The organism is Thermus thermophilus (genome assembly GCF_019974155.1).
GTDB classification, from domain to species: Bacteria; Deinococcota; Deinococci; order Deinococcales; family Thermaceae; genus Thermus; species Thermus thermophilus_C.
On the sequence record NZ_AP025158.1, the window covers coordinates 543,357 to 559,090 of the forward strand.

Sequence of the window (15,734 nt, forward strand, 5' to 3'; positions counted from 1 at the left end):
TGGACTCCGTGCACCCCTGGGGTGCGGACAAGGAGGCAGTATGGAAGTGGCTCGCGGTCTGGAAGGCGTTCTCTTCACGGAAAGCCGGATGTGCTACATTGACGGCCAGCAGGGGAAGCTCTACTACTACGGCATCCCCATCCAGGAGCTTGCGGAGAAGAGCAGCTTTGAGGAAACCACCTTCCTCCTCCTCCACGGGAGACTGCCGCGAAGGCAGGAGCTGGAGGAGTTCTCGGCCGCCCTCGCCCGGCGCCGCGCCCTGCCCGCCCACCTTCTGGAGTCCTTCAAGCGCTACCCCGTCTCCGCCCACCCCATGAGCTTCCTGCGCACCGCGGTCTCCGAGCTCGGGATGCTGGACCCCACCGAGGGGGACATCTCCCGGGAGGCCCTCTACGAGAAGGGGCTTGACCTCATCGCCAAGTTCGCCACCATCGTGGCCGCCAACAAGCGCCTTAAGGAGGGCAAGGAGCCCATCCCGCCCCGGGAAGACCTCTCCCACGCCGCCAACTTCCTCTACATGGCGAACGGGGTGGAGCCCTCCCCCGAGCAGGCCCGCCTCATGGACGCGGCCCTCATCCTCCACGCCGAGCACGGCTTCAACGCCAGCACCTTCACCGCCATCGCCGCCTTCTCCACGGAGACCGACCTCTACTCGGCCATCACCGCCGCCGTGGCCTCCCTCAAGGGGCCGCGCCACGGCGGGGCCAACGAGGCCGTGATGCGCATGATCCAGGAGATCGGCACCCCCGAGCGGGCCCGGGAGTGGGTGCAGGAGAAGCTGGCCAAGAAGGAGCGCATCATGGGCATGGGCCACCGGGTCTACAAGGCCTTTGACCCCAGGGCCGGGGTCCTGGAAAGGCTCGCCCGGTTGGTGGCGGAGAAGCACGGGCACTCCAAGGAGTACCAGATCCTGAAGATCGTGGAGGAGGAGGCGGGGAAGGTCCTGAACCCCAGGGGCATCTACCCCAACGTGGACTTCTACTCCGGGGTGGTCTACTCCGACCTGGGCTTCGGCCTGGAGTTCTTCACCCCCATCTTCGCCGTGGCCCGGATCTCGGGCTGGGTGGGGCACATCCTGGAGTACCAGGAGCTGGACAACCGCCTCCTCCGCCCCGACGCCAAGTACATCGGGGAGCTGGACGTGCCCTACGTCCCCCTCGAGGCCCGGGAGTAGCCGCCCGCGGGCTTGGGGAAGGGGTCGCAGGAAGCGGCCCCTTCTTGTACACTAGAGGGCATGACCGGTCGGTCAGCGGCACCCCTTCTCCGCCTTTGGCCCTACGTGGGCCGGTACCGTTGGAGGTACCTCTGGGCGGTGCTCGCGGGCCTCGCCTCCATCTTTTTCTTCGTCCTCACCCCCTACTTCCTCCGCCTGGCCGTGGACGCGGTCCAGGCGGGGAGGGGCTTCGGGGTCTACGCCCTCGCCATCCTGGCCTCCGCCGCCCTTTCCGGCCTCCTCTCCTACGTGATGCGGCGGCTCGCCGTGGTGGCGAGCCGCCAGGTGGAGTACGACCTGAGGCGGGACCTCCTCCACCACCTCCTCACCCTGGACCGGGACTTCTACCACAAGCACCGGGTGGGGGACCTGATGAACCGCCTGAACACCGACCTCTCCGCCGTGAGGGAGATGGTGGGCCCGGGGATCCTCATGGGAAGCCGCCTCTCCTTTTTGGTCCTCCTCGCCTTTCTCTCCATGTACGCCGTGAACGCCCGCCTCGCCTTCTACCTCACCCTCATCCTCCCCGGCATCTTCCTCGCCATGGGTTTCCTCCTGCGGCTCATTGACCGTCGCTACCGGGAGGCCCAGGAGGTCTTTGACCGGATCAGCACCCTGGCCCAGGAGGCCTTCAGCGGCATCCGGGTGGTCAAGGGGTACGCCCTGGAGGGGCGGATGGTGGCCTGGTTCCAGGACCTGAACCGCCTCTACGTGGAGAAGAGCCTGGCCCTGGCCCGGGTGGAGGGCCCCCTCCACGCCCTCCTCGGCTTCTTGATGGGCTTCGCCTTCCTCACCGTCCTCTGGGCCGGGGGCGCCATGGTGGTCCGGGGGGAGCTGAGCGTGGGGGAGCTCGTCCAGTTCAACGCCTACCTGGCCCAGCTCACCTGGCCCATCCTGGGCCTCGGCTGGGTCATGGCCCTGTACCAGCGGGGGCTCACGAGCCTAAGGCGCCTCTTTGAGCTTCTGGACGAGAGGCCCGCCATCCGGGACGAGGACCCCCTGCCCCTCGCCCTCGAGGACCTCTCCGGGGAGGTGCGCTTTGAGGGGGTGGGGCTCAAGCGGGACGGGCGCTGGCTCCTTAGGGGCCTCAGCCTCACGATCCCCGAGGGGATGACCCTGGGCATCACCGGGCGCACGGGCTCGGGCAAGAGCCTCCTCGCCGCCCTCGTCCCCAGGCTTTTGGACCCCAGCGAGGGGCGGGTCTACGTGGGCGGGCATGAGGCGAGGCGTATCCCCTTGGCCGTCCTCCGCAAGGCCGTGGGGGTCGCTCCCCAGGAGCCCTTCCTTTTCAGCGAGACGATATTGGAAAACATCGCCTTCGGCCTGGACGAGGTGGACCGCGAGCGGGTGGAGTGGGCGGCCCGGCTTGCCGGGATCCACGAGGAGATCCTTGCCTTTCCCAAGGGGTACGAGACGGTCCTCGGGGAACGGGGCATCACCCTCTCCGGCGGCCAGCGGCAACGGGTGGCCCTGGCCCGGGCCTTGGCCAAAAGGCCCAAGATCCTCATCCTGGACGACGCCTTAAGCGCCGTGGACGCCGAGACGGAGGCCCGGATCCTCCAGGGGCTGAAAACGGTGCTCGGCAAGCAGACCACCCTGCTCATCTCCCACCGCACCGCGGCCCTCCGCTACGCCGACTGGATCATCGTCCTGGACGGGGGGAGGATCGTGGAGGAGGGGACCCACGAGAGCCTCCTTCAGGCCGGGGGCCTCTACGCGGAGATGGACCGCTTGCAAAAGGAGGTGGAGGCGTGACGGAGGACACCTACAGCAAGGCCTTTGACCGGGCCCTCTTCGCCCGCATCCTGCGCTACCTCTGGCCCTACCGCCTCCAGGTCGCCCTTGCCCTCCTTTTTCTCCTGGTGGTGACCCTGGCCGCCGCCGCCACCCCCCTCTTCTTCAAGTGGGCCGTTGACCTGGCCTTGGTGCCCGCGGAGCCCAGGCCCATTGCCGAGCGCTTCCGCCTCCTCCTTTGGATCAGCCTGGGCTTCCTCGCTGTGCGCGCGGTCCACTTCGCCGCCGCCTACGGCGAGACCTACCTCATCCAGTGGGTGGGGCAGCGGGTCCTCTTTGACCTCAGGAGCGACCTTTTCGCCAAGCTCATGCGCCTCCACCCGGGCTTCTACGACCGAAACCCCGTGGGCCGGCTCATGACCCGGGTCACCTCCGACGTGGACGCCATCAACCAGTTCATCACCGGCGGGCTCGTGGGGGTGATCGCCGACCTCTTCACCCTGGTGGGCCTCCTCGGCTTCATGCTGTTTTTGAGCCCCAAGCTCACCCTGGTGGTCCTCCTGGTGGCCCCGGTCCTCCTCGCCGTCACCACCTGGGTGCGGCTTGGGATGCGTTCCGCCTATCGGGAGATGCGCCTGAGGCTTGCCCGGGTCAACGCCGCCCTCCAGGAGAACCTCTCCGGGGTGGAGACGATCCAGCTTTTCGTCAAGGAAAGGGAGCGGGAGGAAAAGTTTGACCGGCTCAACCGCGACCTCTTCCGGGCTTGGGTGGAGATCGTCCGCTGGTTCGCCCTCTTCTTCCCCGTGGTGGGCTTTCTGGGGGACTTCGCCGTGGCCAGCCTGGTCTACTACGGGGGCGGGGAGGTGGTGCGGGGCGCCGTCTCCTTGGGGCTTCTCGTGGCCTTCGTGGACTACACCCGCCAGCTCTTCCAGCCTCTCCAGGACCTCTCGGACAAGTTCAACCTCTTCCAGGGGGCCATGGCGAGCGCCGAGCGGATCTTCGGCGTCCTGGACACGGAGGAGGAGCTCAAGGACCCCGAGGACCCCACGCCCATCCGCGGCTTCCGGGGGGAGGTGGAGTTCAGGGACGTCTGGCTCGCCTACACCCCCAAGGGGGTGGAGCCCACGGAGAGGGACTGGGTGCTTAGGGGCGTTTCCTTCCGCGTCCGCCCCGGGGAGAAGGTGGCCCTGGTGGGGGCCACGGGGGCGGGGAAGACCAGCGTGGTGAGCCTCATCGCCCGCTTCTACGACCCCCAAAGGGGCCAGGTCCTCATAGACGGGGAGGACGTGCGGGCCTACCGCCAGGAGGAGTTGCGCCGCCACATCGGCATCGTCCTCCAGGACCCCTTCCTCTTCTCCGGCACGGTCTTGGACAACCTCCGCCTCTTTGACCCCTCCATCCCCGAGGAGAAGGTGGTGGAGGTGGCCCGCTTCTTGGGGGTGCACGAGGCCATCCTGCGCCTGCCCCAGGGGTACCACACCCCCTTGGGGGAGCGGGGGGCGGGGCTTTCCACGGGGGAGAAGCAGCTCCTCGCCCTGGTGCGGGCCCTTCTCGCGAGCCCCGACATCCTCCTCATCCTGGACGAGGCCACGGCCAGCGTGGACTCGGAGACGGAGAAGCGCCTCCAGGAGGCCCTCTACAAGGCCATGGAGGGGAGGACCTCCCTCATCATCGCCCACCGCCTCTCCACCATCCGCCACGTGGACCGCATCCTCGTCTTCCGCAAGGGGAGGCTCGTGGAGGAGGGGAGCCACGAGGAGCTTCTGGCCAAGGGCGGCTACTACGCCGCCTTGTACCGGCTCCAGTTCCAGGAGGTGTAAGTGACCTACGAGGAGGCTTTGGCCTGGCTGTACGCGAGGCGGCGCACGGGGGAGCGGGGGACCCATAGGGTGAGGGCCCTCCTCGCCCGGCTCGGCCACCCGGAGGCGGGCTTCCTTGCGGTCCACGTCCTGGGCACCAACGGCAAGGGGAGCGTGGTGGCCTACCTCGAGGCCGCCTTCCGCGCCGCGGGCCTCGCCTACGGGGCCTACACCAGCCCCCACCTCGTGGACTTCCGGGAGAGGATCCGCACCCACCTGGGGCCCGTTCCCCGGGAGGCGGTGGTCCGGTTCGTGGCCTGGGCGAGGGAGGAGGCCTGGGAGGAGCCCCCGGGCTTCTTTGACCTGGCCACCGCCCTCGCCTTCCTCCACTTCCGGGAGAGGGGGGTGGCGCTGGCCGCGGTGGAGGCGGGGGTAGGGGGGGAGAAGGACGCGACGAACGCCCTTTCCCGCGTGGCCCTCACCGTGCTCACCAACGTGGGGGAGGACCACCTCGAGGCCCTGGGGGGTACCCTCGAGGCCGTGGCCCGGGAGAAGACGGGGGCCTTCCGCCCCGGGGTGCCGGTGGTCACGGGGGCGAGGGGGGTGGGGCTGGAGGTGGCCCGCAGGGTGGCGGAGGAACGGGGGGCGCCCCTCCACGTCCTGGACCCCGAGGACCCCCTCTTCGCCCTTCCCGCCCCGCCCGGCCTCAGGGGGGCCTACCAGGAGGAAAACGCCCGCCTGGCCGCCGCCGCCCTGAGGCTTTTGGGCTTTCCCGAGGCGGCCATTGCCCGGGGGCTTCGGGAGGCGCGGCACCCGGGGCGCATGGAGCGCTTCCTCCTTGAGGGGGTGGAGGTCTATTTGGACGGGGCCCACAACCCCCCGGCGGCGGAGGCCCTGGCCCGGGAGTTCCCCGCCTACCACCTGATCTTTGGCGCCTTTCCCCGGAAGGACGTGAAGGGCGTCCTCGCCCACCTCCTCCCCAAGGCGCGAAGCGTCCGCTACACCCGGGCGGGGGAAGGGGCCTTGGGCGGGGAGCTCGGGACCCCCTTCTTTGAGGACCCCTGGGAGGCCCTGGAGGACGCCTTAGCGGGGGCGAGGGGGGACGGGCTTCCGGTTTTGGCCACGGGCTCCCTGTACCTGGTGGGGAGGCTTAGGGAGCGTTTAGTCGCGGGCCTCGGCGAGGACCTTCCCTGAGGTGTCGGCGAAGACCACGCGGCGCACCTTCTGCAGCTCCAAGACCACGTAGGGGCTGGTGAGGGCCTGGGTGGTGATGGCCCCGGGCTTGGGCGCGCTGAGGCTCAGGACCACCCGGGCCGTCTCCCCGGCGTAGGTGACCCCCACGACCTTGAGGCCGTACCCTCCCGTGGGCTTCAGCCCCCAGAAGAAGGCGGCCACGCTCCGGTTGCGGAAGTCCACCGCGGGGGCGGCGGGGCGGGGGAGCTGGTTGCCCACCGCCAGGGCCCAGAGGCGGTTGAAGCTCGTGGGGTCGTTGGCGAGGAGGGCAAGGGGGGCCTCCTCCGGGTAGGCCGCCTGGGTGCCTTGGCCGAGGACGCGGAAGATGGGGGCCGGGGGCATGACCGGCTCCAGCTTAAGCCCGTACTGGACCTGAAGGCGGGCGATGCGGTAGGCGTCGGGGGCGGGGCTTAGGCGGAGAGGGGGTAGGGGAGGTTCCCGGAGCTCAAAGACCACCACGGGCCTCCCTCCCCTCCGGGCTAAGACCTCGCGCAGGACCACGGCGGACTCCTCCTCCGTGAGGGGGAAAAGCCTTGGGGTCTGGTAGTTCGCCGGCTGCACCAGGGTCCGCTCCTCCCCTTCCCTCAGGCTTCCCGTAAGCCGCACCCAGCCCACCCCGTCGTAAAGCCAGGTGGCGAGGAGGGGGGCTTGGGCGCGCACCTGGAGGAGGCCCCCCGAAACCCCGCGGACCGCCTCGGCCACCGGGGGCCTCGAGGGATAGGTGGTCCGCAACACCGGGCTTCCCTCCACCCAAAGCGCCCCGGGGAAGGCCCAGAGGCTCTCCCCCTGGGGGGCCTCGAGGCGGAGGGGACGCCCGTCCAGCTCCACCGCCCGGGGCTCGCCGTAGAAGTAGGTCCAGCGCTCCGTGGCCTCGGGGAAGAGGAACTGCACCTCGGTCACCCGGTAGCCCGAACCCTCCAGCACCTGGCAGCCGGAAAGGAGGAGGAGCGCCGCGAGAAGGCCTTTCCTCATGGCCCCATGATACCCCTTCGCCCCTCGCCTCCCGTTGAGGTTCCCTTTAGCGGCTCCTGGGGTCCAAGGCGTCCCGGAGGCCGTCTCCCAGGAGGTTGAAGGCGAGGACGGTGAGCATGATGAAAAGCCCCGGGAAGATCATGGTCCAGGGGGCGTTCATGGCGTAGCCCCCCTTGAAGCTGTCGGCGATCATCGCGCCCCACTCCGGGGCGGGGGGCTGGGCGCCGAGGCCGAGGAAGCCCAAGGCGGCCGCCTCGAGGGTGGCCGTCCCGATGGACAGGGTGGCCTGGACCACGAGGGGAGGCAGGGTGCCCGGGAGGATGTGCTTGAAAAAGCGCCCCCCCTTGGGGGCGCAAGCGAGGGCGCCTCGAGGGCCTACCCCTCCCCCAGGTAGGCCTTCTGCACCTCGGGGTTTTCCGCAAGCTCCCTGGCGGGCCCATGGAGGGTGATCTCCCCCGTGGCGAGGACGTACCCTCGGTGGGCGACCTGGAGGGCGAGGCGGGCGTTTTGCTCCACGAGGAGGATCGTCCGTCCCTCCCGGTTGAGCTTCTGGATGATCTCAAAGATGAAGTCCACCAAAACGGGGGCGAGGCCCATGGAGGGCTCGTCCATGAGGAGGATCCTCGGGTTTTGCATCAGGGCCCGGCCGATGGCGAGCATCTGCTGCTCTCCGCCCGAAAGCGTCCCCCCCTTCTGCTGGCGGCGCTCGTAGAGCCGGGGAAAGAGCTGGTAGACCTGCTCTTTCCGCTCCTGGATCACCTTGCGGTCGTTTTCCAAGTAGGCCCCGATCTCCAGATTCTCCTCCACCGTGAGCCGGGGGAAGATCCGCCGCCCCTCGGGGACGTGCCCCACCCCGAGGGCCACGATCTCGTGGGCGGGAAGGCGGTGGATGGGCCTGCCCTGGAAGAGGACCTCCCCCTGCCTCGGCTTCACCAGGCCGCTGATGGTGCGCAGGGTGGTGGTCTTCCCGGCGCCGTTGGAGCCGATGAGGGTGACGATCTCCCCCTCCTCCACCGTGAGGGAGATGCCCTTTAGGGCGTGGATGTGCCCGTAGTAGGTGTGGACGTTTTTGAGCTCCAGGAGGCTCATGCGGCACCTCCCGCGGCCCCCCGGCCCAGGTAGGCCTCAATGACCCGGGGGTTGGTCCGCACCTCCTCGGGCTTGCCTTCGGCGATCTTGGAGCCGTAGTCCAGCACGGCGATCCGGTCGGAGATGCGCATCACCAAGCGCATGTCGTGCTCAATGAGGAGGATGGTGAGCCCCATCTCGCTGCGGATTTGCAGGATGAACTCCTGCAGGGCCTCCGTCTCCTTGGGGTTCATGCCCGCGGCGGGCTCGTCCAGGAGGAGGAGCTTGGGCTTGAGGGCGAGGGCGCGGGCGATCTCCAGCTTCCTCTGCTCGCCGTAGGGGAGGTTGCGGGCGAGCTCGTCCTTGCGGTGCAGGAGGCCCACGTACTCCAGGAGGCTCAAGGCCTCCTCCAGGGCCTTCCTCTCCTCCTTGCGGGCGAGGGGGGTGCGGAAGAGGGCGTGCAGGTAGGGGACGCGGGTGTGGATGTGCCGCCCCACCAGGATGTTCTCCAGGACGGTCATGGCCCCGAAGAGGCGGATGTTCTGGAAGGTGCGCCCGATGCCGAGCTTGGCCGCCTTGTCGGGGGTGGAGCCCGTGATGTCCTGGCCGAGGAAGAGGATCCGGCCCTCGTCCGGGGCGTAGATCCCCGTGAGGAGGTTGAAGAAGGTGGTCTTGCCCGCCCCGTTCGGACCGATGACGGAGAAGATCTCCCCCTCGTTCACCTCCAGGCTCACCTGGTTCACGGCCACGAGCCCGCCGAAGCGCTTGGTGACGCCTCGGACCTCGAGGACCCTCATGCCTCCTCCTCCAGCTCGGCCCGGTGGCGGGCCTCGGGGATCAGGCCTTGGGGCCGGTAGATCATCATCAAGATGAGGATAAGCCCGAAGACCAGCCTCTCGTACTTCGCCGGGTCCACCTGGCTCGGGATCCAGGGGAGGCTGGTGCGGACGAACTCGCTAAAGGTTTTGAGGATGTCCAGGTTGAGGATGGTGAGGGCGGCCGCCCCCAGGATGGCCCCGGGGATGGAGCCCATCCCGCCCAGGATCACCATGGCCAGGATGGTGATGGAGGCCAGGAGGGTGAAGGACTCGGGGGAGACAAAGGTGCGCTGGGCCCCGTAGATCACCCCCATCACCCCGGAGAAGGCCGCCCCGGTCATGAAGGCGAGGAGCTTGGTGGGCAGGAGGGGGATGCCCATGGCTTGGGCGGCGATCTCGTCCTCGCGGATGGCCACCCAGGCGCGGCCGAAGCGGGAGTTGGCCAGGTTGACGTTGGCCAGGACCACGAGGCCGATCATCGCCAGGACGAGGAGGTAGAAGAAGAGCTGGTAGTCCGTGGTCTCGTCCAAGCGTACCCCCAGGTGGGCTATGAGGCTGCGGAACCAGTCAATGGGGGGACGGGCCACGGGGGTGATCCCCTGGGGCCCGTTGGTGATGTTGATGGGGTGGTCCAGGTTGTTGGCCAGGATGCGCACCACCTCGCCGAGGCCTAGGGTGACGATGGCCAGATAGTCCCCCCGGAGCCTTAGGGCGGGGAGGCCGATGAGGAGGCCGGTGATGGCCGTGGTGACCACGGCGATGAACATGAAGAGGTACATGTACTCCCCGGGCAGGGGGAAGTTGCCCTGGAGGAACTTCCCCGCCTGAGGGGAGCCGAAGATGGCCCAGGTGTAAGCGCCCACGGCGAAGAAGGCGGCGTAACCCAGGTCCAGAAGCCCCGCCATCCCCACCACCACGTTGAGGCCCAGGGCCATGGCGGCGAAGATGCCGATCTGGATGCCGAGCTCAAAGATGAAGGTGTTGGTGAATCCGGCGATGGGCACGGAGAGGAGGAGGATGGCGAGGCCCAGGACCACCCGGATCCCGCGCGGGATCCGGGGAAGGGTCGTGAGGGCCACGAGGATCCCCACGAGGCCGATGAGCCCCAGGGTGTTGCCCGAGTTCCGCAGGAAGAGGGTGAAGGCCAGGGTGAGGAGGGCGAGGTTCAGTGTCCGTACCCGGGGCTCGAGCCGGGCAAAGGCGGCCACCCCCAGGGCCCCCAGGCCCAGGAAGGCGGTGAGGGTGTGGGGGGCAAGGAAGGAGAGGACGAGGAAGACGAGGCTTAGGGCGAGGGAGAGCAGGCTCATACCTTCTCCTTAACCATCTGGCCCAGGAGGCCTTGGGGCCGGAAGAGGAGGATGAAGATGAGGATGAGGAAGGCCACCACGTCCTTGTACTCCGTCCCGAAGTTGCCGGCGGTGAGGATGGGTAGGTAGGTGCCGAAGAAGTTCTCCAGTTGCCCCAGGACGAGGCCCCCGAGCATGGCCCCGGGGATGTTCCCGATCCCGCCCAGGACCGCCGCGGTGAAGGCCTTGATGCCGGGGAGGAAGCCCACATAGGGGTTGATCGTGGTGTAGATGAGGGCGAAGAGGACCCCGGCCACCCCGCCCAAAGCGCCGCCGATGAGGAAGGTGCGGGAGATGATCTGGTCGGGGTTGATGCCCATGAGGCTCGCCGTGGAGAGGTCCTGGGCCACGGCCCGGATGGCCATCCCCAGCTTGGTGCGGTTCACCAGGTAGGTGAGCCCCAAGAGCATGAGCACGGAGACCACGACGACGATCACCGACTTGGTCTGGAGGAAGATGGCGCCCCCAAAGAGGGTGAAGGAGCCCTCGAGGTCCGGCACGGTGCGCATGCGCAGGAAGAACTCGTTGTGCCAGAGGCCCTCAATGAGCCGCACCAGGTCCTGGAGGAAGAAGCTCACCCCGATGGCCGTCACCAGGGGCACGAGGCGGTTGGTGGTGCCCCGGCGGCGGAGGGGGCGGTAGGCCATGCGCTCCACCAGGATGGCGGTGAGGCCCGCCACCGCCGCCCCCACCACCACGGCCACCAGGAGGAGGAGGTAGCCGTTGGGGATCAAGGGGGCGAGGTAGCGGAAGACCTCCACCCCGGTCACGGCCCCGATCATGAAGATCTCGGAGTGGGCGAAGTTGATGAGCTCCAAGACGCCGTAGACCATGGTGTACCCCAGGGCGATCATGGCGTAGATGAAGCCCAGGATGAGGCCGTCAAAGAGCACCTGGGGTAAAAGGACCAGGATCTGCTCCAGCAAGGCCGCCTCCTTTTTCCCGCCGAAGGGGTGGCTCCAAAAGGAGCCACCCCCTTTAGGCTTAGGCCCTTAGGGGCCTACTTCTGCGGCGCCGCCACCTCAATGACCCTGATGAGCTTGTTCTCGGCCCAGTTTCCGGTGCCGGCCACCTGCATCACGAAGTACTTCGCCTTCTTGATGTCGCCCTTGTCGTCAAACTCAATGGTGCCGGTGATGCCCTGGAGCCTCACCTTGCGCACCTCCTGGGCCACCTGGGCCCGGGTGGGCTTCCTGCCCCCGTTGGCCTTGATGGCGTTCTCCAGGGCGGTGAGGATCACGCGGGCGGCGTCGTAGGCGTAGATGCCGAAGCCTTCAATGTCCTTCCCGTACTTGGCCTTGAAGCGCTCCGCCAAGGCCTTGGCCTGGGGGAAGGCGGAGACGGGGCCGGCCACCGTGGTGTAGTAGGCCCCCTTGGCGTTCTGGGAGCCCGCCAGGCGCTCAAACTCGCTGGAGTCCAGCCCGTCGCCGCCCATGAGGGGCACGCGCAGGCCCCGCTCCCGGAGCTGCTTGGTGAAGGGGCCGATCTGGCTGTAGATGCCGCCGAAGTAGACGAGCTGCGGGTTCTGGGCCCGGATCTGGTTGATGATGGGCACGAAGTTGGACTGCTCCTCGGTGCCGATGAAGGCCACCACCCGGCCGCCCAAGGCCTCAAAGCGCTTGCGGAACTCCTCGGCCAGGCCCTGGCCGTAGGCGGTCTTGTCGTGGATGACGAAGACGCGGCGGAGCTTCAGCTCGTTGTAGGCGAACTCTGCGCCGGCAGGGCCCTGGACGTCGTCCCGGCCCACGATCCGGTTCACGTTGGGCAGCTTCCGGTCCGTGACCACGGGGTTGGTGTTGGCGGGGGAGACCATGACCAGGTTCACCCGGGCGTAGACCTCGCTGGAGGGAATGGCCACGCCGGAGTTCAAGTGGCCCACCACGCCCAGGATGTCGGGGTCGTTGATGATGCGGTTGGCGTTGGCCACGCCCACGTCGGGGTTGGCTTGGTCGTCGTAGGGGACGAGGACGAGCTCAAAGCCCAGGGCCTTGAACCGCTCCTTCGCCTCCTCCACGGCGAGCTCCGCCCCCAGCTTGATCTGCTCCCCCAAGGCCGCTTGGGGCCCGGAGAGGGGGGACTGGGTGGCGATCTTGATCACGTTGGTCTGCCCCAAGGCCATGCCCAGCGCAACCGCACCTGCTACCAGAAGCCCGATTTTCCTCATAAGAGACCTCCTTGAGCACGCGTTCGCGTTGCGGCCCTATTCTAAGGGGGGGGTAGGTGGGTTTGTCAATGCCCCGCGGAAAGTTTATTCCTGACCTATGGGTCAGCCCCCACCCCCGCGGGAAGCGGGGGTGGGGGATACCCGGGGTCAGTATACAGCGAGGTACCGGTCCAGCTCCCACTGGTGGACCGTGACCCGGTAGTCGTCCCACTCCATCTGCTTGGCCTGGAGGAAGTGGGTGTAGACGTGTTCGCCCAGGGCCTCCTGGATCACGGGGTCCTTCTTCAGGGCCTCGAGGGCTTCCCTCAAGGTGCCCGGGAGCTCGCGGATCTTGTGCTTCCGCTTCTCGCGGACGCTCATCTGGTAGATGTTGCGCTGGATGGGCGGGGGCGGGAGGAGCTTGCGCTCAATGCCGTCCGCGCCCGCGGCGGCCATGACCGCCAGGGCCAGGTAGGGGTTGCAGGAGGGGTCGGGCATCCTGAGCTCCGCCCGGGTGCCCACGCCCCGCCGGGCCGGGATCCGGATCATGGCGGAGCGGTTGGAGGCGGACCAGGCGATGTTGGTGGGGGCCTCGTATCCCGGGGTGAGGCGCTTGTAGGAGTTCACCAGGGGGTTGGTGATGGCCACCATCCCGGCGGCGTGCTCCAGAAGCCCGGCGATGAAGTGGAGGGCGGTCTGGGAGAGCTGGTACTCGGCGTTGGGGTCATAGAAGGCGTTCTCCCCGTCCTTGAAGAGGGAGAGGTGGGTGTGCATGCCGCTGCCGTTGACCCCCCGGATGGGCTTGGGCAGGAAGGTGGCGTGGAGGCCGTGGTTCAGGGCGATGCGCTTCACCACCCACTTGAAGGTGGCGATGTTGTCGGCGGTGGTGAGGGCGTCGGCGTACTTGAAGTCAATCTCGTGTTGCCCCGGGGCCACCTCGTGGTGGGCCGCCTCAATCTCAAAGCCCATGGCCACCAGGGCGTTCACCATGTCGCGGCGGGCCTCCTCCCCCTTGTCTATGGGGGCCAGGTCAAAGTAGCCCGCCTTGTCGTGGGTCTCCACCGTGGGCAGGCCCTCGGGGGTCCTGAGGAAAAGGAAGAACTCGGGCTCGGGGCCGGCGTACATGTTGTCAAACCCGAGCCTCTTGAGCCGCTCTATCTGCCGCTTGAGGACGTAACGGGGGTCCCCCTCAAAGGGGCGGCCGTCGGGGTAGTAGACGTCGCAGATGAGCCGGGCCACCCGGCCCCGGCTCGGGTCTTCCACCTGGTCGGGGAGGATGACAAAGGTGTTGTAGTCGGGCCTCAGGAGCATGTCCGACTCTTCAATCCGGGTGAAGCCCTCAATGGAGGAGCCGTCAAACATGATCTCCCCGTCCAGGGCCTTCTCAAACTGGGACTCGGGCACCTCCACGTTCTTGACCACGCCCAGGATGTCGGTGATCTGGAGCCGCAAAAACTTGACCCCTTCCCCCTTGAGCGCCTTGAGGATCTCTGCCTTGGTGTACCCCATTTTCCGCCTCCTCTTTTCCCAAAGCCGGGTTTTGCCTGAAAAGACCCGGCAGGGTTGTGCAAAGTGTAAAGCTTTAATGTGCCATCTGTCAAGCTTTGCCCGTACGCAAGTTTATGAAGAACCGGCTTGGCCCTCCCCTGACATGCCCCGGGTAGACTGGAGGCCGGAGGTGGCTATGCTGAGGCGGCGGGAGGTATTGAAGGCGGGTTTGGCCCTGTCCCCTTTGGGGGTTTTCGGGAGGGCCCAGGAGGGCTTCACCCTCACCTTGGTCCACACCAACGACACCCACGCCCGCCTGGAGCCCGTGGAGCTCACCCTTTCCGGCAAGAAGACCCCTGTGGGGGGCGTGGCCCGGAGGATCGCCCTTTTTGATCGGCTCAGGGCCTCGAGGCGGAACCTCCTCTTCCTGGACGCGGGGGACGTCTTCCAGGGCACCCTCTACTTCAACCAGTACCGGGGCCTGGCGGACCGCTACTTCATGCACCGGGCCCTCTACCGGGTCATGGCCCTGGGGAACCACGAGTTTGACCTGGGCCCGGGCCCCTTGGCGGACTTCCTCAAGGGGGCGAGGTTCAAGGTGGTCTCCGCCAACGTGGACGTGAGCCAGGAGCCGAGGCTTAAGGGCCTCTTCGCCCCCTACGCCGTGGTCCAGGTGGGCGGGGAGAGGATTGGGGTCATCGGCCTCACCACCCCGGACACCAAGGAGATCGCCAACCCCGGGCCCACCGTGGCCTTCCTGGACCCCTACGAGACCGCCCAGAAGGCGGTGTACGAGCTCCTCGCCAAGGGGGTCAACAAGATCGTGGTCCTCTCCCACCTGGGCTACGCCGAGGACCTGAAGCTCGCCCGGAGGCTCGTGGGGGCCCAGGTGATCGTGGGCGGCCACTCCCACACCCTTTTAGGAAGCTTTCCCCACAAGGAGCTTTCCCCCATGGGGCCCTACCCCACGGTGGTGAGGAACCCCGAGGGGAAGGACGTCTTGGTGGTCCAGGCCTGGGAGTGGGGGAAGGTGGTGGGCCTTTTGGAGGTCACCTTCGGGGCCAAGGGGGAGCTTTTGGCCTACAAGGGGGAGGCCCTCCTCATGACCCCGGAGGCCGCCCCCGAGGACTTCTTCGCCAAGGAGGCCCTCCTCGCCTACGCCCAGCCGGTGATGGCCTTGATGCAGCAGGTCATCGCCGAGGCCAAGGTGGACCTGGTGGGGGAAAGGGCCATCGTGCGCAGGCGGGAGAGCAACCTGGGGAACCTCATCGCCGACGGGATGCTCTGGAAGACGAGGGGCGCCGGGACCCAGATCGCCCTGCAAAACGGCGGCGGCATCCGGGCCTCCATCCCCAAGGGGCCCATCACCGTGGGCAAGGTGTACGAGGTCCTGCCCTTCGGGAACACCCTGGTGGTCATGGACCTGAAGGGCAAGGAGATTTTGGCCGCCCTGGAGAACGGGGTCTCCCAGTGGGAGGGCCAGGCGGGCCGCTTCCTGCAGGTCTCCGGCCTCCGCTACGCCTTTGACCTCTCCCGCCCCGCGGGGAGCCGGGTGGTGCGGGTGGAGGTGAAGGGGGAGAAGGGGTACGTGCCCCTGGACCTCGAGGCCACCTACCGGGTGGTGGTGAACAACTTCATCGCCAACGGGGGCGACGGCTTCACCGTGCTCAAGGAGGCCCAGGGCTACCGGGTGGACACGGGCTTTAGCGACGCCGAAAGCTTCATGGACTACCTCAAGGAGCTCAAGGTGGTGGAGGCGGGCCTCGAGGGCCGGATTGAGGTCCTGAACGAGCCCAAAGGGGAAAAGCCCGCCTACTTCGCCTACCGGGTGCCGGGGCTCGTGGGGGTGTAGTGCCACCCCACGCTGGCCCAAGCCAGCATGGGGGCCCAGGCCAAAGGCCCCTGGGGAGCTTCCCTGGG

The 15,734-nt window shown here is 67.7% G+C and carries 12 protein-coding genes and 1 pseudogene; 5 read left to right on the forward strand and 8 right to left on the reverse strand.

Annotated elements, in window-relative coordinates:
- Positions 1-40 precede the first annotated feature (40 nt).
- The 4 genes from TthTMY_RS03145 to TthTMY_RS03160 are packed head-to-tail and all read left to right on the forward strand — an operon-like array spanning position 41 to position 5,940.
- Entirely contained in the window at positions 41-1,174 is a 1,134-nt protein-coding gene (locus TthTMY_RS03145) for a citrate synthase/methylcitrate synthase (RefSeq protein WP_096412346.1), read from the forward strand.
- A gap of 60 nt (positions 1,175-1,234) precedes the next feature.
- Positions 1,235-2,968 carry an ABC transporter ATP-binding protein gene (locus TthTMY_RS03150; protein ID WP_096412349.1) on the forward strand — a complete coding sequence of 578 codons (1,734 nt, stop codon included), beginning with the start codon at positions 1,235-1,237 and terminating at the stop codon, positions 2,966-2,968.
- Positions 2,965-4,767 (forward strand): ABC transporter ATP-binding protein, encoded by a 1,803-nt coding sequence (locus tag TthTMY_RS03155; RefSeq protein ID WP_096412353.1) that lies wholly within the window; start codon positions 2,965-2,967, stop codon positions 4,765-4,767. The genes TthTMY_RS03150 and TthTMY_RS03155 overlap by 4 nt, the downstream gene beginning before the upstream one ends.
- Positions 4,768-5,940, forward strand: coding sequence for a bifunctional folylpolyglutamate synthase/dihydrofolate synthase (locus TthTMY_RS03160; RefSeq protein WP_096412356.1), 1,173 nt, complete (start codon positions 4,768-4,770; stop codon positions 5,938-5,940).
- Here TthTMY_RS03160 and TthTMY_RS03165 read toward each other — a convergent pair.
- The 8 genes and pseudogenes from TthTMY_RS03165 to glnA all read right to left on the reverse strand — a co-directional run bounded on the left by TthTMY_RS03165 (position 5,908) and on the right by glnA (position 13,835).
- Complete coding sequence (locus TthTMY_RS03165; protein WP_096412359.1) at positions 5,908-6,951, reverse strand: protease complex subunit PrcB family protein; 1,044 nt, start codon at positions 6,949-6,951, stop codon at positions 5,908-5,910. The two genes, TthTMY_RS03160 and TthTMY_RS03165, sit on opposite strands and share 33 nt — an antisense overlap.
- A 46-nt stretch (positions 6,952-6,997) precedes the next feature.
- Positions 6,998-7,291: pseudogene (locus TthTMY_RS03170) on the reverse strand (ABC transporter permease); the annotation flags it as partial.
- A gap of 35 nt (positions 7,292-7,326) precedes the next feature.
- A complete protein-coding gene (locus tag TthTMY_RS03175; RefSeq protein WP_096412361.1) occupies positions 7,327-8,040 on the reverse strand; it encodes an ABC transporter ATP-binding protein in 714 nt (237 codons plus the stop codon).
- A complete protein-coding gene (locus TthTMY_RS03180; protein ID WP_096412365.1) occupies positions 8,037-8,816 on the reverse strand; it encodes an ABC transporter ATP-binding protein in 780 nt (259 codons plus the stop codon). Before TthTMY_RS03180 ends, TthTMY_RS03175 begins: the two co-directional genes overlap by 4 nt.
- On the reverse strand, positions 8,813-10,144 hold the full coding sequence (locus TthTMY_RS03185) for a branched-chain amino acid ABC transporter permease (RefSeq protein ID WP_096412368.1): 1,332 nt from the start codon (positions 10,142-10,144) through the stop codon (positions 8,813-8,815). Before TthTMY_RS03185 ends, TthTMY_RS03180 begins: the two co-directional genes overlap by 4 nt.
- Positions 10,141-11,109: a branched-chain amino acid ABC transporter permease gene (locus TthTMY_RS03190; protein ID WP_096412372.1), complete on the reverse strand. Its 969-nt coding sequence runs from the start codon at positions 11,107-11,109 to the stop codon at positions 10,141-10,143. Before TthTMY_RS03190 ends, TthTMY_RS03185 begins: the two co-directional genes overlap by 4 nt.
- 74 nt (positions 11,110-11,183) lie before the next feature.
- Positions 11,184-12,347, reverse strand: a complete 1,164-nt coding sequence (locus TthTMY_RS03195; protein ID WP_223903401.1) for a branched-chain amino acid ABC transporter substrate-binding protein — start codon at positions 12,345-12,347, stop codon at positions 11,184-11,186.
- A 147-nt stretch (positions 12,348-12,494) separates the two neighbouring features.
- Positions 12,495-13,835 (reverse strand): type I glutamate--ammonia ligase, encoded by a 1,341-nt coding sequence (gene glnA / locus TthTMY_RS03200; RefSeq protein ID WP_096412375.1) that lies wholly within the window; start codon positions 13,833-13,835, stop codon positions 12,495-12,497.
- A gap of 178 nt (positions 13,836-14,013) precedes the next feature.
- On the opposite strand from glnA, the gene TthTMY_RS03205 reads away from it, so the two are divergent.
- Entirely contained in the window at positions 14,014-15,666 is a 1,653-nt protein-coding gene (locus TthTMY_RS03205) for a bifunctional metallophosphatase/5'-nucleotidase (RefSeq protein ID WP_096413143.1), read from the forward strand.
- Positions 15,667-15,734: the final 68 nt, after the last annotated feature.

Coding starts and splice junctions, on each gene's coding strand:
- TthTMY_RS03180 (WP_096412365.1), bottom strand. CDS start 8,816: ATGAGGGTCCTCGAGGTCCGAGGCGTCACCAAGCGCTTCGGCGGGCTC.
- TthTMY_RS03165 (WP_096412359.1), bottom strand. CDS start 6,951: ATGAGGAAAGGCCTTCTCGCGGCGCTCCTCCTCCTTTCCGGCTGCCAG.
- TthTMY_RS03145 (WP_096412346.1), top strand. CDS start 41: ATGGAAGTGGCTCGCGGTCTGGAAGGCGTTCTCTTCACGGAAAGCCGG.
- TthTMY_RS03185 (WP_096412368.1), bottom strand. CDS start 10,144: ATGAGCCTGCTCTCCCTCGCCCTAAGCCTCGTCTTCCTCGTCCTCTCC.
- glnA (WP_096412375.1), bottom strand. CDS start 13,835: ATGGGGTACACCAAGGCAGAGATCCTCAAGGCGCTCAAGGGGGAAGGG.
- TthTMY_RS03175 (WP_096412361.1), bottom strand. CDS start 8,040: ATGAGCCTCCTGGAGCTCAAAAACGTCCACACCTACTACGGGCACATC.
- TthTMY_RS03195 (WP_223903401.1), bottom strand. CDS start 12,347: ATGAGGAAAATCGGGCTTCTGGTAGCAGGTGCGGTTGCGCTGGGCATG.
- TthTMY_RS03150 (WP_096412349.1), top strand. CDS start 1,235: ATGACCGGTCGGTCAGCGGCACCCCTTCTCCGCCTTTGGCCCTACGTG.